Source organism: Candidatus Dependentiae bacterium, assembly GCA_018266175.1.
Taxonomy (GTDB): Bacteria; Babelota; Babeliae; order Babelales; family RVW-14; genus JAFEAY01.
This window is the reverse complement of sequence record JAFEAY010000010.1, coordinates 21,665-45,964: the sequence shown is the minus strand read 5'-3', so window position 1 is coordinate 45,964 and position 24,300 is coordinate 21,665. Positions and strand designations below refer to the sequence as shown.

General features: G+C 40.3%; 22 protein-coding genes and 1 tRNA gene. 9 read left to right on the top strand and 14 right to left on the bottom strand.

The genetic code is table 11. The features are described from left to right. Positions 1 to 108 precede the first annotated feature (108 nt). Entirely contained in the window at positions 109 to 1,260 is a 1,152-nt protein-coding gene (locus JST56_02680; GenBank protein MBS1987876.1) for an ATP-binding protein, read from the top strand. Positions 1,261 to 1,430: 170 nt separating this feature from the next. On the opposite strand, the gene JST56_02675 is transcribed toward JST56_02680, so the two are convergent. Further along, on the bottom strand, positions 1,431 to 1,799 hold the full coding sequence (locus JST56_02675) for a hypothetical protein (protein MBS1987875.1): 369 nt from the start codon (positions 1,797 to 1,799) through the stop codon (positions 1,431 to 1,433). A gap of 61 nt (positions 1,800 to 1,860) precedes the next feature. Then, positions 1,861 to 4,506, bottom strand: coding sequence for an insulinase family protein (locus JST56_02670; GenBank protein MBS1987874.1), 2,646 nt, complete (start codon positions 4,504 to 4,506; stop codon positions 1,861 to 1,863). A 101-nt stretch (positions 4,507 to 4,607) separates the two neighbouring features. On the opposite strand from JST56_02670, the gene JST56_02665 reads away from it, so the two are divergent. From JST56_02665 to JST56_02640, 6 genes are all read left to right on the top strand, one after another. Continuing rightward, entirely contained in the window at positions 4,608 to 5,246 is a 639-nt protein-coding gene (locus JST56_02665) for a DUF374 domain-containing protein (GenBank protein ID MBS1987873.1), read from the top strand. Beyond that, positions 5,243 to 7,249, top strand: coding sequence for a primosomal protein N' (gene priA, locus JST56_02660; protein ID MBS1987872.1), 2,007 nt, complete (start codon positions 5,243 to 5,245; stop codon positions 7,247 to 7,249). Before JST56_02665 ends, priA begins: the two co-directional genes overlap by 4 nt. A gap of 69 nt (positions 7,250 to 7,318) precedes the next feature. Continuing rightward, entirely contained in the window at positions 7,319 to 7,789 is a 471-nt protein-coding gene (locus JST56_02655; GenBank protein MBS1987871.1) for a hypothetical protein, read from the top strand. Positions 7,790 to 7,792: 3 nt separating this feature from the next. Beyond that, positions 7,793 to 8,173, top strand: coding sequence for a hypothetical protein (locus JST56_02650; GenBank protein MBS1987870.1), 381 nt, complete (start codon positions 7,793 to 7,795; stop codon positions 8,171 to 8,173). A gap of 97 nt (positions 8,174 to 8,270) precedes the next feature. Next, a complete protein-coding gene (locus JST56_02645; protein MBS1987869.1) occupies positions 8,271 to 10,106 on the top strand; it encodes a glycosyltransferase family 2 protein in 1,836 nt (611 codons plus the stop codon). 38 nt (positions 10,107 to 10,144) lie between these two features. Further along, positions 10,145 to 10,555: a hypothetical protein gene (locus JST56_02640; GenBank protein MBS1987868.1), complete on the top strand. Its 411-nt coding sequence runs from the start codon at positions 10,145 to 10,147 to the stop codon at positions 10,553 to 10,555. A gap of 65 nt (positions 10,556 to 10,620) precedes the next feature. Here the strand turns inward: JST56_02640 and JST56_02635 are convergent, their stop codons facing one another. The 7 genes from JST56_02635 to JST56_02605 form a co-directional block, all read right to left on the bottom strand. Continuing rightward, positions 10,621 to 13,140, bottom strand: coding sequence for an ATP-grasp domain-containing protein (locus JST56_02635; protein MBS1987867.1), 2,520 nt, complete (start codon positions 13,138 to 13,140; stop codon positions 10,621 to 10,623). A gap of 106 nt (positions 13,141 to 13,246) precedes the next feature. Further along, positions 13,247 to 13,903 carry a ribulose-phosphate 3-epimerase gene (locus JST56_02630; protein MBS1987866.1) on the bottom strand — a complete coding sequence of 219 codons (657 nt, stop codon included), beginning with the start codon at positions 13,901 to 13,903 and terminating at the stop codon, positions 13,247 to 13,249. Positions 13,904 to 13,942: 39 nt separating this feature from the next. Then, on the bottom strand, positions 13,943 to 14,935 hold the full coding sequence (gene psd / locus JST56_02625; protein MBS1987865.1) for a phosphatidylserine decarboxylase: 993 nt from the start codon (positions 14,933 to 14,935) through the stop codon (positions 13,943 to 13,945). A 98-nt stretch (positions 14,936 to 15,033) separates the two neighbouring features. Continuing rightward, positions 15,034 to 16,389 carry a hypothetical protein gene (locus JST56_02620; protein MBS1987864.1) on the bottom strand — a complete coding sequence of 452 codons (1,356 nt, stop codon included), beginning with the start codon at positions 16,387 to 16,389 and terminating at the stop codon, positions 15,034 to 15,036. Positions 16,390 to 16,520: 131 nt separating this feature from the next. After that, positions 16,521 to 17,078, bottom strand: a complete 558-nt coding sequence (locus JST56_02615) for a hypothetical protein (protein ID MBS1987863.1) — start codon at positions 17,076 to 17,078, stop codon at positions 16,521 to 16,523. Then, positions 17,075 to 17,506 carry a cupin domain-containing protein gene (locus tag JST56_02610; protein ID MBS1987862.1) on the bottom strand — a complete coding sequence of 144 codons (432 nt, stop codon included), beginning with the start codon at positions 17,504 to 17,506 and terminating at the stop codon, positions 17,075 to 17,077. The genes JST56_02615 and JST56_02610 overlap by 4 nt, the downstream gene beginning before the upstream one ends. Positions 17,507 to 17,612: 106 nt before the next feature. Continuing rightward, positions 17,613 to 17,704, bottom strand: a tRNA-Ser gene (locus JST56_02605). 300 nt (positions 17,705 to 18,004) lie between these two features. Here JST56_02605 and glmU point away from each other — a divergent pair. Both glmU and JST56_02595 read left to right on the top strand, forming a co-directional pair. After that, on the top strand, positions 18,005 to 19,474 hold the full coding sequence (glmU, locus tag JST56_02600) for a bifunctional UDP-N-acetylglucosamine diphosphorylase/glucosamine-1-phosphate N-acetyltransferase GlmU (protein ID MBS1987861.1): 1,470 nt from the start codon (positions 18,005 to 18,007) through the stop codon (positions 19,472 to 19,474). Continuing rightward, positions 19,467 to 20,732 (top strand): exonuclease SbcCD subunit D, encoded by a 1,266-nt coding sequence (locus tag JST56_02595; protein MBS1987860.1) that lies wholly within the window; start codon positions 19,467 to 19,469, stop codon positions 20,730 to 20,732. Before glmU ends, JST56_02595 begins: the two co-directional genes overlap by 8 nt. 201 nt (positions 20,733 to 20,933) lie before the next feature. On the opposite strand, the gene JST56_02590 is transcribed toward JST56_02595, so the two are convergent. Genes JST56_02590 through JST56_02570 form a run of 5 tightly spaced genes read right to left on the bottom strand, consistent with a single transcriptional unit; the run spans position 20,934 to position 24,287 of the window. Then, positions 20,934 to 21,365 (bottom strand): hypothetical protein, encoded by a 432-nt coding sequence (locus JST56_02590; protein MBS1987859.1) that lies wholly within the window; start codon positions 21,363 to 21,365, stop codon positions 20,934 to 20,936. Positions 21,366 to 21,369: 4 nt separating this feature from the next. Further along, a complete protein-coding gene (locus JST56_02585) occupies positions 21,370 to 22,884 on the bottom strand; it encodes a F0F1 ATP synthase subunit alpha (protein ID MBS1987858.1) in 1,515 nt (504 codons plus the stop codon). Beyond that, entirely contained in the window at positions 22,881 to 23,435 is a 555-nt protein-coding gene (gene atpH, locus JST56_02580; GenBank protein ID MBS1987857.1) for an ATP synthase F1 subunit delta, read from the bottom strand. The genes JST56_02585 and atpH overlap by 4 nt, the downstream gene beginning before the upstream one ends. Continuing rightward, positions 23,432 to 23,941 (bottom strand): hypothetical protein, encoded by a 510-nt coding sequence (locus tag JST56_02575; GenBank protein ID MBS1987856.1) that lies wholly within the window; start codon positions 23,939 to 23,941, stop codon positions 23,432 to 23,434. The genes atpH and JST56_02575 overlap by 4 nt, the downstream gene beginning before the upstream one ends. Beyond that, positions 23,931 to 24,287: a hypothetical protein gene (locus tag JST56_02570; GenBank protein ID MBS1987855.1), complete on the bottom strand. Its 357-nt coding sequence runs from the start codon at positions 24,285 to 24,287 to the stop codon at positions 23,931 to 23,933. Before JST56_02570 ends, JST56_02575 begins: the two co-directional genes overlap by 11 nt. Positions 24,288 to 24,300: the final 13 nt, after the last annotated feature.

The following is a 24,300-nucleotide window of genomic DNA, read 5'->3' as shown; positions in this document are numbered from 1 at the left end:
GGGTTACCCTACCCAGGGAATACTCCAAATGAGAATTATGCTTTACACTTGGAGTATCTATATGCTAAACTGTCTTTACACATAGAGTATTTAAACCTGGAGGCCTATATGCTTATCCTACGTCATTTTTGGCAAAAATTGATTCAAAATGCATGGAGTGAACGCTCTATCATCTGGCTTATGGGGGTCAGAAGAATTGGCAAAACAAGTCTTTGTAAAAGCTTAGAAAACGTTGAATATTTTGACTGCGAAAGTCCACGAGTACGTCAATTGCTTATAGACCCGGAAGGATTTTTAGATAGCCAGCGAGGTCGAAATGTTATTCTTGATGAAATTCACCGCCTCGAGAATCCATCTGAGCTTTTAAAGTTAGCTGCTGATCACTATCCCGACATTAAGATTATTGCCACCGGGTCTTCAACCTTGGGTGCAAGTGCAAAATTTAAAGACACATTAACAGGCCGCAAGATTGAAATTTGGTTAACACCAATATTACTCCAAGAATTGTCGCTGTTCGAAAATCCAGATATTCGCCATAGGTTTTTATTTGGCGGATTTCCCTCTTTCTTTACCGCAAAACAGCTCCCTGAAAAGTATTTCCAGGAGTGGATTGACTCTTATTGGGCAAAAGATATTCAAGATATTTTTAAGGTTGAAAAACGAAGCTCATTCCAAAAATTTGCAGAGCTTTTGCTCGCCAATAGTGGAGGACTTTTTGAAGCAACTCGATATACCGCACCATGCGAAATAAGCAGACCAACAGTAGCCAATTACCTGAATGTCCTTGAAGAAACTTTTGTAGTGCATAGCATTAGGCCATTTTCAACGCATAAACCAACTGAAATTGTAACTGCACCGAAGATATATGGCTTTGATACTGGATTTGTTTGTTATGCAAAAGGTAGAACTGAGCTGAGAGAAGAAGATGCTGGATTTATGTGGGAGCATTGCATTTTAAATGAGATGCATGGACAACTTCAAACACGTTCAATTAATTACTGGCGTGATAAAAGCGGTCATGAAATTGATTTTATTCTTCGTAAAAAAGGTGGCAACTCAATTACAGCTATTGAGTGCAAATTTTCAGCTTCAGAAGACAATGCGACTATTGCAAGAAATTTTGCCGCATTTCGCCGTTATTATCCAGACGGAGAAAATTTTGTTGTCGCAAGTAATATTGGGGCATCTTTTAAACGCCGCTATGGCGACCTTACGATTTCTTTTGTAAATGCTCAAGACCTCATTACAAAACTAAATTAACGCGAATTCGATAATTTGAAAAAAAAATATGCTTCCCTAGAGGTGAATCAAAGCCTCAAACAAGCGCAATAAAAATAATCTTTTCCACCCAATTATTGGTAATGATTTGTCTAAAAAAAGAAAGTGGCCCGGTTGAAAGGGCCACTCAATCTTGAAAGCTCAAAAATATGCTAGATGATGGTTGGAGCAGGTGTTTTAGCACCTTTTTTAACCGTCATGCTACGCTTCCCAGAACGGGATGCTGCTTTTTTAGGCGCAGCTTTTTTAGGAGCAGCTTTTTTCTTAGCTGCGGCTTTCTTTTTAGGAGCAGCTTTTTTAGCGGCTACCTTTCTTTTAGGAGCAGCTTTTTTAGCGGCTACCTTTCTTTTAGGAGCAGCTTTTTTAGCTACTGCCTTCTTAGCGGTTGCCTTTTTTTTAGGAGCAGCTTTTTTAGCTACTGCCTTTTTGGCAACCTTCTTGACTGTGCGTTTTGCAGCCTTTGGAGCGGCTTTTTTAGCCACTGTTCGCTTTACTGCTTTTTTCGCAGCCTTTTTCTTCACTGCCATGGGCGTATCTCCTTCTAACTCCTTTTTGAGAGATTACCTATACACTACTTCTTTGTTATTTTTTAACCCTTCCAACTCGTATGACAGAAATAATTTCCGGTTTACAGAGTTTCTGGGCAATGAGGTTAACATCCTCAATTTTTATTATAGACAATGCAGCTAGCTGTTTGTCAAATAAATTAAAACTTAAATTATATTTTTTCAGGAATGAAAATGTATATGCCATGTGCATATTTGCTTCAAAATAATCTACCAGAGAGGATAGCAGAAGGTTTTTAGCCATACTGAATTCATCCTGCGTGATGCCGTGTTCTTGAAGATTTGCAATTGTTTCCATAATAAGTTTTTGTGCTTCATCCACTTTGTCTGCTGAAACAATTGTTTTGATCGACATCATTCCAGGCTCTTCGCGAGCTCCATGAACAAGCGATCCGCCGATCGCATAAAAAAGACCTGTCTGCTCGCGGAGCTGATAAAGTCGAGAGCTCATCGAGCCGCCTGAGCCGCCTGTCAGAATGGTATCAAGCAAAACATAGAGCAAGTATGAAGGATCAGTTCTTGTAATTGTTGGCGTAATAAATGCAAGAACAACTTGGTCTCGATTAAGTGGGTGTGTGAGAATTTGTGCATGTGCCGGAGCAAGCGCAGGATAATCTAACGACGGAATGTTGTTCCCATTCCATATTCCAAGTCGCTCTTCAAGAAGTGTTGGAAGATCGTATGCGCTCAAATCACCAACAATAGAAAAGATTGCTCCCTGAGGGCTTACCAGCGCTTTATAGCATGTTGCTAGATCATCGGCGGTGATGGCTTTGATGCTCTCCAAACTTCCCATTGGATTTTTGTGATAGGGATGATTTTGGTAGATATGGTCTTTGGCAAGTTGATCAACAAAGTCCAGCGGGTTGTCCCAATATTCAGTTACTTCATTAAACAGCTGTTGCTTAATTTTTTCAATAGTTTTTTCATCAAATGATGGGTTTGTTAAGAGCTCACCAAGCAAGTGAAGCGCTTGACCAAGATCTCCTGATAAGCAGCGTACAACCATGCCTTGCGATGTTGCACTCAGCGAGATGCCATTGGTTTCAAGTAGCTTATGAAAAGTATCGCTGGGGTACTTTGCGGTACGGTCGGTTAAAACTTCTAAAAGAAGATTAAAAAGACCTTGGCGATCTTCTGGGTCGTAGCAAGAGTTAGCTTTGAATTCCAAGATGCATGACACTTGTGGTACGAGTGCGTTGTTATGAAAGAGTACGGTCAATCCGTTTGCCAGCATAAATTCTTGCGGCTGTGGAAAGTGGAACTCTGAAAGTGGGGGAAGCTTGATGCTGTCCACCAATCTTCCCGGTTCCACCGGAGAGGTGCGGTGATGTTTTTCTAAAATTACTTTCTCAAGAGCGTCAGATTTTTGTTGTAGCTCATTGAGAAGTGGTAAATCTTTTTCAGGAATAGGAAGCAAATATCCTTTGTGTTGTTTGGATGTACTCAAATAGCGGGTGAAAAATTCTTGCAACTCTTCTTTGGTGAGGTTCTGAATATTATTAAAATAGCGCTCAAGGCTTGTTGGGTCATCAGTTGCAAGCATAAAGCTTCCAAGGAGTGTTGCCTGCTTTTCCATGCTTTCAAGCAGGCCCGTGTAGTCGAGCGAAACTTTTTTCTGAGCTGCGGTAAATTCCCAATCTTCAATTGGTCCGGTGGTGAGCTTGGCAATTTCTTCATTGATGATTTTTTCAATCGTTGGAATGTCGCTTGCTTTAATTGGATAAACCGTTATGCCAAAAATTCCCTTTTCAACAAAGTCTAAGGTGAAGCATTCAACGTCTGCTGCTATTTGTTCTTCTTCAACTAAGCGCTTGTACAGGCGAGAGCTTCTCCCCAGGCCCAGAATGAGTGATGCGATATCGAGCAAGTGATTTTTTTGATCTTTTAGGCCTGGGACTGTGTAGGCAAAGCAGCACCATGGCGTTGCTACTTGGCGATATAACGTAACCGTTTTGCTGATGATGTCGTCTTCGAAATAGAACGAGGAATTGGAGACTGGAGTTGATGCGGGGATATGCCCAAACATCTCTTCTGCCGCTTGAAAAACTTCTTCAGGTTCAACGTCTCCAGCAATGATTAATGTTGCGTTAGCGGGGTGATAATGCTTTTTATAAAATTTAAACAGCGTATCTCGTTCAAGTTGTGCAAGGTCATACTTAGAGCCGATAATTGGATAGTGATACGGATGCTCGGGAAAAATTGCTCCAATGAGTGATTGAATGACGGTGCTTTGAAAGTCATCGCGATACATGCGCAACTCTTCAATAACCGCTTTTACTTCAGAGCAGAGCATTTGTGAATCAAATCGGGCATTTTCCATGCAATCGGCAAAAATTGAAAGCGCATGCTTCCATGCGTTGCTCGGGAGTCTGAAAATAAAGCTGGTGGTATCGTGGCTGGTAAAAGCGTTGGTATACCCGGTCAGCTTGTGGGTGATGAGATTGATGTCCGATTCTGAGAGTTTATCGGTGCCCTTAAAGAGCATATGCTCAATCAGGTGAGCCATCCCTTTTTCGTGGGCATCTTCATGTTTTGATCCGACATTGTACCAAATTTGGGCTTCAACGCGAGGCACGTGATTGATGGGGCGTGTAACTACCTTCATACCGTTGGACAATGTTTTTTTGAAGACACGAAATTCTGGTGAGCGATCTGTCATGAAAAAACCTATATCGATTTGAGTTAGCAAAATTATTTTATATTCTTTACACTATATCCACTTTTATCAAAAATTGGTTTGCCCAGCGGAGGATATAGCGTATGTACTGGTCAAAGATACTCAAGCCTATCATTAAAAAAATAAAAAAGAGTAGAATTTTTAGTTTTTTTGTAAAACATGCTCTTTATATTTTTTTACGATTACTTTTTGCAACCTATCGACTAAAGGTGCAGGTACATCCATCTCTTAAACAGCCAATCAAGGATAATGAGGGCGTTGTTTACTTTTGGCACCAGAATATTATCTCTGGAATGTATTTTTTCTTTAAATCTGGTGGCGTTGGTCATTGCATTATCAGCCCAAGTAGTGACGGTAAATTTGCTGGGTTTATTTGCGAAAAACTCAACTTCTCTGTTCTGTATGGCTCTTCGTACAAGACTTCCGTTTCATTAGTACGAAAGTCGCTTGGCATACTTTCTACAGAACGTCGGTTGTGTCTAGTTGGTGATGGATCACGAGGGCCTGCATTTCAGCTTCAGCCGGGCATTAAATATTTAGCCGCCAAGTCTTCGCTGCCGGTGATTTTTGTTGAATGTACCGCTCAGTGGGCGTATACGTTTAAAAAGAGCTGGGATCAATTTAAAGTACCGCTTCCGTTTAGCAAAATTATGGTTAAAGTTCACCAGGCTGAATATTGCCATGAGTTGGCTGCAGCGCAATCAGAGTCTTTATCGCAATGAAACTTTACGCTTACGTACAACTGTTGAGTGGTTTTAACCGCCCTTTTTTATATGCCGTTTCGGCTGCACTTGCAGAGCATATTGCAATTGGAACCATTGTCGTTGTTCCGCTCAAAGATAAGTTGGTTGGTGCTGTGGTGACCAGTATTCACCATCAGCTTCCAGAAAAAATTTCGTACCAGCTTAAAGAAATAGCAGCGATTGAGCCGATGCCCGATGACCCGTTGTATCAAAAATTTGTTAAAACGGTCGCTGCATACGCGTTTGTCAGTACGCTCCATTTTTCAGGAAGAATTAAATCGTTTCTGCATGAACAAAAAACAGCAGATGCAAAAGATTCTCCAAGTATTTTGCCATCAATGCTCACTGAAAATGTACAGCTGACTGACCAGCAGCAGGCAGTAGTTGATTATCTTGAACCGTTTATCAACCAATCGGCGTACGCGCCAACAGTGATACATGGTGTTACCGGTTCTGGAAAAACTGAGGTTTACAAAAAACTTATTACTCAAGCCTTGTCATTGGGCAAGTCTGCAATTTTAATGCTTCCTGAAGTATCGCTTGCGGTACAATTTGAGCATCGTTTACGCAAGCAGCTCCCTGGAGTTTTGATTTTTGGATTTCATTCTGCAACCAATGTCACGGCAAAACGTGAGCTTTGGCAAGCTCTTTTGGACCATAGGCCAATGCTCGTGATTGGAGTTCACTTGCCCATCATGCTACCCATGCATAAGCTGGGAGTCATTATTATTGATGAAGAGCATGAACAGGGTTTTGTTGAGAAAAAGCACCCCAAGCTGAACAGTAAAGAGTTGGCACTCTGGCGTGCAAAAATTTATGGCATTCCTATTGTGCTTGGTTCTGCGACGCCATCGGTTAATACCCTTTTTCAAGTTGAAAAGCAGGGCTGGAAGCTTTTCCAAATTACGCAGCGATTTGCCGGTAAATTTCCAGAAGTTAAAAAAGTTTTACTGACCGAGCAAGATCGCCGACGCAAATATTTTTGGGTGAGCAAAGAGCTTGAGCAGGCTGTTAATCAAACGCTTGCCCGCAAAGAGCAGGTTATTATTTACATTAACCGTCGCGGATTTAGCTTTTTTGTGCAGTGTAAATTGTGCGGATTTATTTTTCAGTGCCCTCACTGCTCGGTCAGCTTGACGTTGCATATGACGACAAAGCCGGGGCACGAGAAAAAAAGTATGCTCTGTTGCCATTACTGTGAATACAAATTAGTGCCTCCCAACAGCTGTACTTCGTGCAAGGCGGGTTCAGCTCATTTGCTGAAAAAAGGAATTGGAACCCAGCAAGTGGTTGAAATTTTTCAGGAGCTTTTTCCCCATGCGCGGATTGCTCGTGCAGATCTTGATTCGACCAGCAAAAAGAAAACATGGCATAAAACGGTTGAGCAGTTTGAGCAGGGTGAGCTTGATATTTTAATTGGAACCAAGTCGGTTACCAAGGGATACCATTTTCCATTCGTAACGCTGGTAGGCATTTTATGGGCCGATTTGAATTTGCATTTTCCGGCTTACAATGCCGCTGAAACAACCTTGCAGCAGATTATTCAGGTGGCGGGGCGTGCTGGGAGAGAGCACGAAAAGAGCACCGTGATTGTTCAAGTGCTCCATGATCATCAAATTTTTCAGTATGTTAACGAAGAGCGATATTTAGAATTTTGCAAAGAAGAACTTGCTATGCGCCAGATGGCAAAATATCCACCTGCTTTGCGTCTTGCAAGTATTGAGTTGCGGCACAAAGATGTTGTGCAACTTGAAGCTGATGCGCTTGCTGTATGCGATCAATTGCAACAGTACAACAAGGAGCTTAAGCTTGAGGTGGCTATTCTGGGGCCAAGTTTGCCGGTAGTTTTTAAAATTCAAGATTATGAGATGCGTCATATTCTGCTGAAGGCCCAATCGTTTGGGGCATTGCATAAACTCTTGCAGCAGATTGACCGTTCTGCTTATGTCAGCGAAATTTTTCTGGTAACAAGTGGCGAGTGATTTGCCATTTTATTGTGTTCTGATAGTCTTTCTATCTGTTTTTGTTTTTTTTAATAAAGAGGGGTTTTTGTGTTTAAGAAAGCACTTATTTTAGCATGCCTTTCGGTTGTAGGCATGAATGTATTGGCAGCCGCTTTGCCGGTAACCAAGAATGTATCGAGTCAGAAGTCTGATGGGCCAGCAGCGGCATCGAGCAAGCCATCAAGAGCTGAACTCCAAAAGTGTGTTAAAGAGGCCCGCGCCTATATTGCCAACTTACGCAAAATAGGTTACTCCACGCAAGAGATACAGTGCATTATTGCGGATCAGATTGGTTTGACAATCGGGCAATCTCAAGATCTGTATGAAGGATATGTTACAACAAAAAAGATGTGGATTTTGCTCGCATCTGCTGTTGTAGTTTCATCCGTTGCTGGAATAGTGGGAGCAGCAGCTGGGTTTGTAGGTGATCATCTTGTCAGGAACTATCTTGCAAGACAGCGAAGAAATAATGAATTTAATAATCTAGCAGATGAGTTCCATACCGAACGTTGGAGATAAAAAATGTTGAAAAAAATAGTTATGGCTTTAATTGCCTGCGTTTCTATGAGCTGTGCTGTGAATGCTCAGGAGTCTTCAGCTCAAGAAGGTTGTGAGCAAGAACAAGCATTACTCCAAAACATGCAATTTTCATTGAGTGAATCAGCTCAACTAATTAAAAGCCTTGGAGCATCTGCCCAAGAGCTCAGAAAAAAAGGCTTATCGGATGACCAAATTTTCAGAGCGCTTCAGTGTGAGCTGGAAACGAATTCAAAGTATGCCGGTGTTAAGCACTTTGCAAAAAGAGGTCTTCAGCTTGGTGCACTTGTAGCACTTTCTCTTGCTGTTGGTGCTGTTGTAGGAGTGGCTGGTACAGAGATTTTTAGGGCTCTCGATGAAAATTAAGAGCTTATACGCTTTAATAGAATTTAATTTTTAATAAAAGTAGCCCCCGGTTGAGTAAATTAATCGGGGGCTACTTTTTAGAGTTGAGGAGAAGGGAATGAGAAAAGTTGTTCGTATATTGATTTTGGGTTTTTCTTTGGTAAGTTGCTTTGCATATTCAAGAGATATTGGATCCCCTCACGAATTGGCCAAGGATCATACGCAAGTTGCTTTTACGGAGATTTTTCATCCTCGAGAGCTCAAAGAGCGAGTCGGTGATCCTATGCATTTTTCTTTTACCGAAAAACCATTTGTGATCATAAGCTCTTCATACAAAGCAAGGCAATTTGCCGATGGTTGCCTGAAGAGTATCTTGAATCAGAATTATAAAAAATATCGTGTTATTTGTATTGATGATGCGTCGCCTGATGGTTCAGGTAAGGAGCTTGATCGACTTATCAAAGAGCATCAGCAAGGGCATCGTGTCCAGTTGATACAAAATAAAATTCGTGTTGGAATTTTAGAAAATCTGTATAAAGCTATTCATGGTTGTCGTCCTGATGAAATTGTGGTGATCTTGGATGGTGACGATGAGCTTGCAGATTCTGATGTACTGGCAACGCTCAACCGCGCATATCAAGATTCAAATGTTTGGATGACCTATGGTCAATTTTCAGCTACATCTCAAGAGTATGTCGGGGAATGCAGTCAAATTCCGGATGAAGTTATCAAAGTAAATGCTTTTCGTAGCTACGCGTGGGTTTCGTCCCATTTAAAGACTTTTTATGCTGGGCTTTTTCATTGTATTAAACGAGAAGATCTTCAAGTTTGTGGCCAATTTTTTCCAATGGCAACTGATATTTCTTACATGCTGTGCATGCTTGAAATGGCAGGGTTTCATAGCAAATTTATTGATCAAGTTTTATACCGATATAATACTGCAAGTGCCTTGGGAATTAATGAAGCCGAAAGCTTAGTACGTGATGCATTTGTAGCAATTATCAGAGCAAAAAAGCCCTACGAACCGTTGGCCAATCTTCCGTTAAAGAGTTCAACGATTATTGACGCTCTTCAAAATCAAGAAGCTGAAAGAGTAGGAAAAAAATTTACTGCTCCAGCTGGAGCTCCCATCAAAGGTGTGAACGAAAAGCCGTTTGTTATTGTGAGTACTTCGTACAAAGCAAAGCAGTGGATTGAGCGTTGTTTGGTGAGTGCTTTTAATCAGAGCTATAACAATTTCAGAATTATTTGCATAGACGATGCCTCTCCTGATGGCTCAGGTGAATTGATTGCCCAGGTGATTAAAAAGTATAACCAAGAAGATCGTGTTTGTTTTATACAAAATAAAGTTCGAGTGGGAGCTCTTGCCAACTTTGTTACCGCTTCACAGCTGTGTCATGATGATGAAATTATTGTCCTTTTAGATGGTGATGATGAACTTTCGTGTTCGTATGTGCTCACAATACTCAATGCAATGTATCAAAACCCAGATGTTTGGATGACCTATGGGCAGTTCGCACATTCAGATCCAGGTTATGTTGGGGAGTGTAGTCAAATTCCTGATGAGGTTATTGATGCAAACACCATTCGAGAATATACGTTTGTTTCATCGCATCTCAAAACATTTTATGCTTGGCTCTTTAAACGCATTAAACGAGAAGATTTACAGATCAAGGGGCAATATTTTCATGCTACATCGGATCTCGCGTATATGATTCCCATGCTTGAAATGGCCGGGTTTCACAGTAGGTTTGTTCCTCAGATTTTGTACATTTACAATACTATAAATCCAATCAGCGAAATTTTGACGGTACGTGCTTTGGTTGATGCTATGGCTGCTTTTATTCTTACTAAAAAGCCCTATCAGCAACTTGCTTACGCAAAAGCTGAATGTATCAGAACTCTTCCTACTCTTGAGGGGAATAGTGTTATAATAAATTCTTCTGGTTTATAACGTTTTCCTATGTATCATAATGTGAGGAAGGGATTTCTATGGTTAAAAAGCTTCTTGTGTTGATGTGTGCATCAATGGTGAGTGTTCAGTTATTAGCAAGCACATTAAAAAATGATTCAGCAATTTTTCAGGCTTTGACTGGGATATCGACTGCCCAATCGGAAGAATTAGTTACCCAAGCACGAGGCTGTGTCGCTCAACTCTATCAGATGGGTTTGTCAGAAAAAGAAATCGATAAAATGATCAGTGACCAGCTTGGTGCTGTTGCTCGCATTGGTGCTGACGCAAAGCGTAGTGCCTATGCTCGAGAAACAGATATGTATGCAGGCTATGTTAAAACAAGCACGATGTTAAAGCTGCTTGCTCTAGCAGCCGTTATTTCCGGTGCTGTTGGTGTGGGGATTGGCGTTGGCCTTTGCGCACAAGAATTGACTCATTCTGTTCGTTAGTTCTTAAAAGAATAAGCCCCTATTAATTCTCTCAATAGGGGCTTATTCTTTGTGGCTTGTTAAATTCAAAACATTCGCATAATCATAATTTCAGGAACAGCAGCTCTCAGTTCTGCTTGAGGTCGCGGTTGCTCAGGAGCAATAGGTTCTTGCTCAGATTCTTCTGAGCGAATGCGCGCGCCTGCTTCAGGCTCATGAGTTTGTTCAGTCTCAATAACTGAATCAGAGCTTTTAGCTTGTATTTCTATTTTCTGTTCTTGTACTGGCTCTTGTTCATAGTGATATTCTAATGGTGCTTCTGGTTCTTGTTCAAAAAATAACTGTGCTGGAGAAACCCCGGTTGGAGGAAGCTCGCTTGTTTGTGTTTTTGGTTGAATGTGCGTATGGTTTTCAAAGCCAAGCTCAATAATTTTAGAAATAAAGTCCATCGGTTTAAGTCCAAGTTCTGCAGCTTGATGAAAAATACAGGTTGCGGGAGTTAAGCCGGGCAATGTATTGATTTCTAAAATAATCACGCGTTGCGTACCGGTCGGGCTTTGCTGAGCGTTTTGGTAGAAGCAATCAATGCGTGCATAACCTTTGCAACCAACTGCCGTGTATGTTTTTCCAATTACTTCTTGAACCAAGGTTAGTACTTCTGTTGGGAGCGGTGCTGGGGTTTGGTTTTCACCTTCACCAGGTAGAAATTTTTCTTTGATTGAAAGAATTCCCTCTTTTGCGACCGCTTGTGATGGAGGCAAAACAGTGATTTTATTATTCCCCAAAACGCCACAGGTCAGCTCTGTTCCAACAATGAGTTCTTCAAGCATTGCAGCATCTTTTGAGCCTTCAAAGAAAATATCAAGTTCGATAATTAATTGTTCGATATCATTAATTTTCTTAATCATGACGCTGCAACCGTCATCGGAGGGCTTCAGAACTAAGGGGAATTGAAGTGATGTTATGGTCTGATAAAGTAGTGCAAGTTTATTTTCATAAGGAGCAGATTTATCCCATGCATTTCGTGTTAATAATCGTGATGCAGGGACATTAATGTCTTGTGTACGTAAAAACTCATTGGTTTTGAATTTGTCCATGCACAGTGCGCTTGTCAGTACTCCTGAGCCATTGTAAGGGATTCCCAGCATTTCAAGCATACCCTGTACAGAACCATTTTCACCTTTACCGCCATGGAGCGCAATAAAGATGAAGTCAAAATCTTCTGACAAAGATGACCAGTTTATTTTTTGCTCTGAAGTTATAACGTTTTTAATCGCACGTGTTGAATGCTTAATGAGTTGTTCAGTGCTTAACGCGTAGAGCTCGGTTTGGTTGCATAAAAAGAGTGGTGTGACATGGTACTGGTGAGGTGAGAGCTTGTAACAAACGTTTCTTCCAGATTCCAGTGAAATTTCACGTTCGTTTGAATCGCCACCTAAAAGAACGCCGACACGAATTTTTTTCACCGATTGATTATTCATGATCAAATCTTTCGAGCAATTGCTCAGCAGAGAGAGCTTATCTGAAAGGCCATAAGCTTTAAGTTCCTGCTCGATTAAAAAATTAATAAGCTGCATGTGGTTCATGCCAAATTGTGCGGCTTGATGAAAAAGAAATGTTGCAGGTCCCATGCCGGTTAACGAATTTGGATCAATCAGGACAACGGTTCCGTCATCTTTTACAAAACCGTCAATACGTGAAATAGTTTTAAAATTGAGTAGTTCAGTTGCTTTGATACAGGTTTCGCCTATTTTTTCTAAAATTTCTTGTGAGCAACGGGCAGGGGTAATTTTTTGTGCGCGGCCAGGCATATATTTTTGTTCATAATCGTAAAACGCAGAACCTTCTTCGGGTACAACTTCGGTAATTGGTAAGGTAAACCAACTTCCATCAGCCTTTTGAAGGCAGACGCAGACAAATTCCATGCCAACAATTTTTTCTTCAACGAGCACTTCAACATGATTGATTTGAGAAATAAGAGCGTGTTGTAGGGCGGGGGTAAGCTCTTCAGCGGTGCTTACGACACTCATACCCAGGCTTGAGCCTTCATGAGCAGGTTTAACGATGAAGGGGAAGTGAATATTTTGTTCGTGAAGGAGCGCTAAGATTTCTTGTTGATAAAGTGTTTCAATTTCATTTCTCGTGAGTGTAATGCCACGTGGGGTTGCAATGCCTGTTCCAGCAAAAAGTTTTTTATGAAATGCTTTGTTCATACCGCTGGCGCTGCCAAAAATTTTGCTGCCTAGGTAGGGGATATCAAGGACCTCAAGGGTGCCTTGCAGGATTCCATCTTCACCATAACGCCCATGTTGAGCGATGTAAGCAAAATCGATAATAGATTTTAAATCATCCCACGAAAGCTTGGTTGCTTGCGCATCAAGGCGATGAATAAAGTCTGAAATTTTTCCTCGGTGCAAAAATTTCCATGGAAGTTGATAGAGTGTTCCTGCTTCGGTTTGAAAGATAGGAATAACTTCGTAGCGAGCAGTGTCTAAATGGTCGCAGATGGTTCTACCTGAGTTGAATGAGACTTCGCGTTCAGCATTTTTTCCACCCATTAAAACGCCGACGCGCAATTTTTTTATGTCAGAATTTTCATGTGTCACGCATGTGTCCTTTGCATGAATTTTTTAATAACTAATCTTTAAGAAGAACAAGATAGAAGATGGTGCCCACAGCGTCAAGAGATTCAGCTTTGTTTTGAATAAAACTTTATTTTGTAGCGTGATATAAATTGCTTAACGCCTGAATGGGATTGCTGGCTGCAAAGATTGCTGATGCTGCGCATGCGTAATCAACACCGTGCTCGGCAAGTGTTGCTATGTTGGTTAAACCAATCCCGCCATCCATGCCAATTGAGAAATGCTTTTGGGCAATAATACGTTGAGTAACCAGAGGCTTAATTTTTGAGATAACATCTGGAATAAAAGTTTGTCCTGAAAATCCTGGGTTGACCGACATCAGAAGGACATGGTCAAGATCCATGAGGTGGGGATAAACTTTTTCAACAGGAGTTGCAGGGTTGAGTGCAATGCCTGCATGAAGCTTTTCTGTATGAATGCTCGATACAAGGTGTTCAATGGCTTCTGATTTTTGTAGCGCTTCGATATGAAAGGTAATCATATCATTCGCATTCAGTTTGAGCCTAGAAAGCCACGTGTGTGGGTTATCAACCATCAGGTGAATATCGAGCTGCTTTGATGTTGTTTGTCTGATCCGGTTGATAAAATCAGGACCCCACGTGAGGTTTGGAACAAAGTGATTATCCATGACATCAAGGTGATAGCCATCGCAATGAAGATCAAGCTTGTTGAGTACGCTTGCTAGGTTAAGTAGATCTGCTGAGATGAGTGATGGATAAATCTTCATGTCCAGTTCTCCTTACTCCCTTTTTAGGGGGAAATTTATTTATAAACGCTCCTGAAAATCTGCAACAGGTTCTCCCATTTTTACTGCAGTTTCAAGGCCGAGTGCGGAATGTTTTATAAATTCGTCAGCTAATTTAATTTTTCCTGCAGGGAAAAGGAGAACAATTGTTGATCCTCCAAATGAGAAAAATCCAGATTCGGCACCTTTTTGTACTGCTTCTTCAGCTGTGTACGTTTCAGTAATTTTTCCAACACACATTGCTCCAACAGGCAGCATGAGCGCTGTTCCATGATCTTGAGTTTTAAGTTCAATGAGGTGACGTTCATTTTCAGTTAATACTTGAATACCGCTTTTGTAGGCAACAGGATTGACCGACTCAAGTGTGCCATTGATAATGACTGCTTGTGATGGAGTGCAATCAACCGGAAAATGGAAACGGTGATAATCGTACGGAGCAAGACGGAAAATCATAAGCGTTCCGCCTTCATATTGTTGTGCACGTTGTGCATCACCAACAAATTTTTCAAGATTAAAAGGAAGATCTTTAAGATAGAAAGTCATGGTATTTGAAATGTTTGGAATAACAAAAAGTTTTCCATCGCATGGTGAAGCAACAACTGAAGAACGAGTATCAACGGTGCGTGCGTTCGCCTTGAGCTTGCGTGCAAAGAAATCATTAAATGTTGCATAGGTTGTTTCTTCGTATTCAGACATATCAAGCGCATATTGTTTGATGAACGGTTCTATAGAACGTATGCTGCGTTTGGAATCATAATAGCATCCGACAATTTTACTAAAGGTTCGTAACTTCATAAATTGACGAATACATCTACCAATTGGATTAGTATAAAAAAAAGTAAGTTTTCCCAATTCAGGATTTATTTCTTGAACAAGCTTGCCATCTTGATAATAAAAAATTGCTTGAGCCGGTTTTTCAGTTTTTGTTTGTTCTAATTGTGCATTCATAATATTCCAACTCGTCATTGAAAAAAGCATTGCCGCTTTAATAATGAGTAATCGATACCGAACCATGGGACCACTTTCTATTGCGAAACAAAACCTGTGATATACGTTTTTTGCTAGTATATCACAGGTTTTTAATAACATGCAGTGGATTTAGCCATTCTTTTTTATTGAGCTGCTCGTACGATGACTTGAACCTGCTGGCCGCTTGCATTTCTAATTTTTATATTTCCAATTGAAAACTCTTCAATCGTTGCTTGATTATCTATTACGCGTTGCGTGTCCGCATCTTCAGTTTTGACTAAGTTCTGGAGTGCTGAAGAAAGGGCATCTTGGACTGTTGTTTCATGAGCCGATAAGTATTCGTGTGCGGCTTGGAAAAGCTCTTTAAGGAAAGCTCCTGAGTCCTCTGGATTGCTCAAAAGTTGGCTTACAAGGTGATTGCGTTCTGGAACTTCCACGCTATTTAAAACAATAAGGTAGGGTTTATTGGTAAAAAGCTGACCACGAATATGCTCCTGTTTGGCGTTATTTAAAACGTGGTGAGTGATAGCCATAATGTTGCGACTGTGTGCAGCAGGCTCTGCATGTTCTTTTTTTGTCACTTGAGCTGCTAGGTGTAATATTGATCCAACTAAATTGCAGACAGCTTGATGCTTTTCCTTCTTGCTTGGAGCTCCAATAACATTGCCCGCTTGGTACGATGTTTGTGCAAGGCCTTCAAGAATATCAGCTGCGTCTACTTTTTTTGTATCCTGAGTTGGTGGGTCTTGTGGGGCAGGTGCACTGCAGCCACATTTTGCTTCCTCGCATGATATATCAGATTTTAAGGCTTCAACAACGCCTACAACTGGACAGCCGCAATCTGGGACTGGAGGTGTAGGTTTTGGACAGCCGCAGTCAGGTGTTGTTGGAGTTACTGGGCAACCGGAGTTTTTTGCCCGCGTTTGTTCGACGTCAATATTTCTTCGTGGAGGTTTGCCACAATTACATTTTATTTCAGCATTTACATCCGATGAATCAGCAAATGTTACGACTGGGCAACCACAATCTGGGACTGGAGGTGTAGGTTTTGGACAACCACAGTCAGGTGTTGGTGGTGTTACGGGGCAACCGGAGTTTTTTGCGCGAAGTTGCTCTTCGATTTGGTCTATTAATTCGAGTAAAACATCTCTTCGCGGAGGTTTTCCGCAGTTGCATTCTAAGGAGTATTCTGGTGCATCAAGCAAACCAAGCTCATCGGCTTGTGATTGTTCTTGTGGAGGGGGTGGAGTACAGCCGCATTTTGATGCAACTGTTTCTTCTTGGCTTTCTTGAGGGGTTGATTCTTGTGGAGCTGGTGCGCAAATTCCACATCGAATTTTTTCTTTTCGACCATGTTTTGTTTTGTTTTTGTTGCAGCCACATGCTCTACATGCTGGTTGTTCATAATCATTATGAGTTTTAACCTGTTGCTCTTGGCATGTAGCAATCCCTGGTGAAATGAGTAAGGCAAATAAAAAAAAATTTGGTAACGAAAGCATACGATTCTCCTTTTTTCATGAATGACGCCCTGCGCTTTTACGGTAAAATTGTTATACCTTAAACCATGAGTCTTTGTAAATGGCTCATCAGAAAAAGGACCGATAAGCTATTTTGTAGAGCTTAAGCAAAATTAGAAATTTGGAATAAAACCATCAAGAGGCCATGAATATGAGAAATCAAGGTGTTCATCGATCATCGGTTGATGATTAACTAAAAAGACAATATGTTGAATTTTTAGATCAGTTTTACTGATTGTTTTGAGTAAGCTTTGCATGACAAAGATTTTTTTTCTTATTGACCATGTAGGGTCTAAAATTGACTGATCAAATGAAAGATATGCTTCCTTACTTGTAGTTGCATACGGAGCGTCTTGAAGTATGGCAAGCTTTGAAAGTATATGTTCAGAGTGGGCAAGGTTGATCCATGCACTGACAAGGGTTTTAAGGTTTTCAGCCGGATTACTTCGATGCCAAATCAACGATGTTTCATGGTCGATTGTTCGTTCATTGTCCCAGCAATAAAGCTTTATTGTTCGAGTAGTTGTGGCATCGATAGAAAGATTGTGTGCCTGATGGCGTGAAGGATATGACCACTGAATAATAATAAACTCGCGCTGAACGAGGAAGAAAAATATTCCAGCGCATAAGCAGCAAAGTCCAAGAAGCGCATAGCCCAGAAGTTTATTCACAAAAGCTCGCAAAGGTTATCGATTTCATTTTGCTCAAATTTCTGAGCATTAATTGCTCGATAAGAATCTTCTTCCATATGATAGGTCGAAAATTCCATAACTTCTGCATGAGTTAAAGCAATAAGCCGGTGCCAGGTTAGTTGGGGTATTGCCGCGGTGTCGCCTGGTCCCATGCGTCGAACGGTACGAATACCGTTGTTTTCAAGTTCTAAGATTACTTGTCCTGAAAGAATATAAAAAGTTTCATGCTTGATTTTGTGGTGATGCAATGAGCAGCCATGATTTTGCATGAAGACAAGTTTCTTGCCGCAATAATGTGGGTTATTGACGATCCATTCTTCGTGGCCCCAGAGTTTTGGGACGAGGTTGTCCAGCTGGTCGCGTTTGATATTTTTATTGGTATGCGTTACAAGGGCTGTGTTATTCATGATTTGTTATCTTTGAAAAACTATGTTTGAGTATTTAAAAAACAGGCTTGCCAAGCGTCTATTAAAGAAACAGGCTTGCCCAGCCGTAGCCCGTTAGAGCGAAGGCTGGTGGAGAGGGTCGGATTCGAACCCACGATTCCGGTTTCCCGGAATAACCGCTTTCGAGGCGGTCGCTTTCAACCACTCAGCCACCTCTCCATACCATGATTTCAAATGATAAATTCAATTTTTCCGTACTGTTTTTTCTTAGAAAAACATTGGGTTCTGAGCGTTTTTTTATTTTTTAAAACTAGTTGCATTAAAGATATGTTCGCAGGTATTATGTACAAGAACTAACGCTATGTGACCATTTTAAATCAGCTTTTATCTTAAGTAAATGCTCAACTTAAAAATGCTCAAGTTAAGGAAATGCTCAAGTTGAAAAAAATCTTTGTGTATATCATGATAATGTCAGTTTATTACTCATTAATAGGCACAAAATCTAATGAGGAGTTACCAATGAATGAGCTGAAAACAAGAGCTATTGTGCTTGCAGCAGGCAAGGCAACACGCTTTAAAACAAAAAAGAGTAAGTTACTTTTTAATATTTGCGGTCGAACCATGATACTATATCCCTTAAAGGCTTTAGAAAGTTTGGGGATTCCTACTACGGTTATTGTGGGGTATCAAGCAGATCAAGTTAAGCAAGAAATTCAAGAGGCTCAACTTAAGCAAGTGAGCTTTGTTGAGCAACTTGAGCAACAAGGAACGGGTCATGCCGTTGCTTGTTCTGCACATACTTGGGACCAAGAAAATATTCTAATTATGTCGGGCGACACTCCACTGGTAACTTCAGAGCATTTAAGAAGCTTGATTTTTAGGCATCAAGAAGCAAAATCAGCTATAACTTTTGTAACGACCATGGTAATGGATCCAACTGGTTATGGGCGGGTTATTGAAGAAGATGGTAAGTTTCAAATTATTGAAGAAAAAGATTGTTCTGCTGAGCAACGTAGAATCATTCGTGTCAATGCCGGCATTTATATGATATCTCAAGATTTTCTTGAAAAAAATATTACTAAGCTAACCAAAAGTCCGGTAACTGGTGAAATTTATTTGGTTGATTTAATCAAGATGGCAAGTGATAGCGGGTTAGCCGTTCAAGCATTATCAGTTCCGTTTGATGATGTTCGTGGCGTTAATACACTTCAAGAGCTTTGGGAAGTCGAACAAATTAAGCGATCTGAACTTATTAAATATTGGATGATGCGTGGTGTGCGTTTTGAGCTTGCACAAAGCATTCATTTAGATATTGATGTTGAGATTGGAGCAGGTTCTTTTATCGGAACTGGAGTTCATTTATTACGTGGGACAAAAATTGGTGAAGAATGTTTTTTGAGTGCATTTTCAATTTTAGCCAACTCAGTTGTTGGTGATGGAAGTACTATTCATTCTCATTCTGTTATTCAAGATAGTTCTATTGGTTGCAATGTTCACATTGGACCGTTTGCGCGTATCAGGGAAAATGGTGTTATTGCTGATAATGCTGAGATTGGAAATTTTGTTGAAGTAAAAAACAGCACTATTGGCAATAAGAGCAAAGCAAAACATCTAAGTTATATCGGCGATGCCAATCTTGGAGCAGGTGTTAATATTGGCGCTGGAACAATTACTTGCAACTATGATGGTGCAAAAAAGCATAAAACAATTGTTGAAGATAATGTTTTTGTTGGAAGTAATAATACGCTTGTTGCGCCACTGCATATTGGTAAAGATTCTTATACTGCTGCAGGATCGGTCATTACTAAAGATGTTCCATCAGAAAGCTTAGCCATTGGACGAACTCGACAAGAAAACAAAATTGGTTATGCACGAGAATTAAGAGAAAAGCTTGCAAAGCAAAAAGAGTCATCAGAAGAAGATGATGAGCTATCATTTAATTTTTGTGGTGCCGTAAAAACTAAATCAGATCATAAACAACATGCCTAATCAAAAAGCTGTTACCTTTTTTCATACTGCAGATATACATTTCGGCGTTGAAAATTACGGAAAAATTGATCCAAAGACGGGTATCCATTCCCGTCTTTTGGATTTTCACAAAAGCCTTTCGTCAATTGTTGATCGAGCAATCGAGCAACAGATTGATTTTTTTCTCTTTTGTGGTGATGCCTATAAAACCGCATATCCAACTCCAACGCAGCAAAAGCTTTTAGTTAAACTTTTGCTTAAGTTACAAGCAGCGAGTATTCCTGTGGTTATTGTTGTTGGAAATCACGATCATCCATTAAGTTTTGGCAAAGCTCATTCACTTGATGTTTTTGATTATTTGCCGGTTGAGGGATTTTATGTCTTTTCTAAACCTGAGCTCATGACCATTAAAACTAAAAGTGGATTGGTTCAAATTGTTGGCATTCCATGGCCTGCTCGTAACAATGTTGTAACGCATGACGAGCATCGCATGAAGTCTGCTACCGAGATTACCTGTTATCTGTCTCAGCGTGTTGGGCAATTGATCAATCAGTTAGCCGAACAGATTGATGAAACAATTCCCGCTGTTTTGGCCGGTCATTTAACCGTGAGTAGTGGTGTTTTTTCAGGTTCTGAAAAATGTGCTATTTTTGGTAACGATCCAATTTTTCTTCCCTCACAACTTGCCTTACCTCAATTTGATTATGTTGCGCTGGGCCATCTGCATCGCTATCAAAACTTGAATCCAAATGGGATTCCTGTTGTTTATGCAGGCTCAATTGAGCGTGTTGACTTTGGCGAACGCAAAGAAGAAAAGAGCTTTTGCGCCGTCACGATAACAACAATTGATGGCAAAAAACAATGCTCGTATGATGTCGTTCCTTTGGTAACACGACGGATGATTCAAATTGATGTGATGCTTGAGTCTGGCCTTGATCAAACTCGGCAAATTATTCAAAAACTTGCGACGTATGATTTGAATGAAGCGATCGTTAAAATTATGTATCACATTCCTGAGGGGCAGCCTGATAAGGTTGACTTATTTGAGGTTCAGCGAGCTTGTCAGCATGCAAAATATGTGGTTGGAGTCATTCCTGTTCATAAGCTTGCCAAGCGTGAACGACGAGCACAGGTGAATGTTGATATGGATTTCATGGTAGTCCTTGAAAAGTACATTCAGACAAAAGATTTCCTTGCTTCTAAAAAAGATCCTCTTATGGCCAAGGCGCAACAGTTGCGTGCGCAGCTTGATGCTCAAGAACAAGAGCTCGAGAAGTGAGCAAATGTTTTTTCTTGACATACTTATAGTGGCTTGTTACGATCGTGCCGTGCTTCAGAATAATGCACAAAAAAATTATGTTTGATCGTATACATTCGATCAATAAAATCCCTAAATGAACAATGCTTTATGTATTGTTCGCCCCCCCAACCCTCCAGCTTGTCCTAAGTTGGAGGGAGTTTTTTTAATAGCCAATATTTTTCAAATTTTAGAACAATATCCAATATTGCTTGTTGGACCTTCAAGTATCTGATTATTAACAATAAAAAGTGCTCGAACGATGTAGCGGTTGCATAACGTTTTACTTGTATCGTGATATGAAGCTATTGTGATGGGATCTTTATTTAAAGGGCTTTTGGGAATAAATCCCTGATGAGTAAGTCGATAGACATTATACCCAGCAAGCTGTACTGCAGTATCTTGAATACAAGTAGGTACAGGTACTTCGAGCCACTCGATCGTGGCTCCATGAGCATTCTGAATCATATTGATAATTTTTGGTGACGGAAATTGAAGTGTTGCAAAATGTATTGTTTTTTCATGTGGAAAAAGAAAAATGGTTCTTTGTCTTCTTCCACAATTTGCTAGGAGGACAAGGGTGCATACAATGCTTGCAAGGCGCCAGTTGAGCATAGTCTTATAACGGTTTTGAAAAGATCATAGTAAACTCATCGGCTGCTTTTTTCAGCTCAACAAAGTCCGCTTCTCCAATATCCTTGCTATCAAAAATACTCTGATAAATTTCAGGAAATGTTCCTTTAATGTACATGCTGCATTGAGCTGCAAAAGGTTTAACATCTTCTAAATTGAGTTTATCAAGGTAATTTGATTTAAGGAGAAATAAAAAGATCACTTGATCTACAAATGAATACGTTTCGCGCTCGCCTTGTTTAAGGATTTCAAATGCTCGGTTACCTCGATCAAGTGCTCGTTGACTTGCTTTATCAAGCTCAGAACCAAATTGAGCAAATGCCTGTAACTCATTATATTGAGCAAGCTCTAGCTTTAAGCTTCCGCTCATTTTCTTCATAGCTTTGTTCTGCGCGGTACTTCCAACGCGTGAAACAGAAAGCCCAATGTTAACGGCTGGGCGTATTCCGTTATTAAAAAGTGTTGTATCTAAAAAAATTTGCCCGTCAGTGATTGAAATCAGGTTGGTTGGAATGTATGCAGAAATATCATCGCCTTGAGTTTGGATGATAGGAATTGCCGTCATAGATCCACCACCATGAGCTTGAGAAAGACGACCAGCTCGTTCAAGAAGGCGAGAATGAATATAAAAAATATCGCCCGGATATGCTTCGCGTCCAGGTGGTCGACGGAGAAGGAGTGACATTTCTCGGTAAGCAATTGCTTGATTGGTTAAATCATCATAGATAATCAAAACATCGCGACCTTTGCGCATAAAATGTTCACCAATCGTACAACCAGCATACGGAGATAAGAATTGGTTGAGTGCGCTTTCTTTTGCATCTGCGTCGACAATTACGGTATATTCAAGTGCGCCATGCTTTTCAAGCTGATAAATTAACCGTGCGGTATTGGATTGCTTATGCCCTATTGAGACATAGATACAAATAACATTCTTACCTTTTTGATGTAAAATCATATCAACAACCACCGATGTCTTTCCGGTGCTTCGATTACCAATAATCAGTTCTCGTTGGCCTTTGCCGATGGGAATGAGTGCATCGATAACTGTTGCGCCTGTTTCGAGTGGTTGGTTAACCGGTTGGCGATCTATGATTCCATAAATCGCTGAAGCTTCAATAGGTAAATGTGCTTCTGCTTTAATTGGACCAAGTGCATCAAGAGGTTTTCCTGATGTGGAGACAATTCTGCCGAGCAGAGCATCACCAACAGGAACCTGGAAAACAGTGCCAGTTCGTTTGACAATTTCTTGCTCAATGATGTTTGTTGAACTATCCAGAATAACTGCGGAAACAACTTCTTCATCAAGGTTGAGAATAACGCCAAGGCTTCCGCTTTCAAATTCAACGAGCTCACCAAAGACAGCATTGCTTAGCCCGTATATTTTGCAGATGCCATCACCAACTTTGATTGCAATGCCAATTTCATCAAATTTTTCTTGCGTTTTATTACTCAGAGCTTGTTCGAGTAATGAGAGTATATCGGTATCTTTTTCAATCATAAGCCTACTCGCCGTAAAATAGATTGTTCAAAGTCTTTGAGCTGACGTGCAATCGATCGTTCAAAAAATGATCGATCACTCTGGATTTTTATACCACAAATAAGCGATGAATCAACATCAAATGTGGCTTTAATATTATGCTTTGTGAGTGAACGAATGATCGTGAGTACACGCTCCTTTTCGTTGTCAAGGAGCGTGTGCGAAGTTGAAATCGTAAAGGCTTCAACGTCTTTACTTTTGTTATAGCAGGTTAAAATTTGTTCAATAACAGTATCAAGTAACTCAATACGCTTGTGTTTGATCAGTGTGTTAATAAGCTGTGATGTATGGTGGCAACAGTTAAGAATTTCACCCACATGGTCAATTGCTTGTTGCTTAATAGCATCGTCTATGCGCGACATTCCCAAATAAAAATAAAACCAATGATTTTTTTTCAAAAAGAGAAAAAGTCCGTTGAGATTTTGGAAATACTCACTGTTTAATTCATTTTCATAGAGGTTTAAAAATGCAACAGCGTATTTTCGCGCAATGTTATTATGAGTATCATTCATTGGCCATCCCTATTTTTCAAAGAATTCTTTGAGATGGATTCAATGAGCTTTGTGAGTTCTTGCTTACCCCATTGACCCTCATATTTCTCCGTAAGTTCATCACGTGTTGCTTGAATAGCATAAGGAATTGTCTGAAGTGCAAGAGAGAGCGCAAGGTTTGTTTGTTGGATAATTCGTTTGCTTTTAATCAACTCTATACGCTGCGCTTCATCCCGTTTGAGTTGTTCTTTTTCAGCTTCACGTGCTAAATACCAACTCTGAATTTTTTTTTCAAGCAGCGCATATGTTCGTTTTTGCTGATTGATTTGATTTTCAAGTCGATGATGAGTTGATATCAGTAATTTTTCTTTTTCAAGGATTTCGGTCTGTTTATTTTTTTCCTGTGCGAGCGTTTGATAAAGAAAAGGAATTAAGTACGCCTTGCCTAATTCGTATAATTTATAGGCGAAAAGGGAAAAAAGTAAAAGCTCAAAGCAAACTTCAAGCAAGGAAAATTCAGAATGCATGCGGCACCTTCTTTATCAAAAGCTCTTTGGTTGCGTCGGTTAATGCACTCACCTCTTCTTCTGTCTGATGGCAAATGGTACTACAAGGAATATCAGATAGTTGGAACGGCTGAAACTGGTAGTTTTTGTTGATTTGATCTTTAAAATCAACCGTTTGACGGATCTTTTTTTCCTGAAGATGGAACAAGGCCGTTTCTTTATATTTCAAGTCATCACGCAATGCTTTTCTTAATGCATCTTTTTGCAACAATACTCGTACAATCGGTTTGAAGAAAAATTTTTTCAAAAAAAAATACGTGATCCAGAAATTGAGAATTTGTATCAATGTTGTTGCATTGACTTGCATTGCCTGTTGCTTC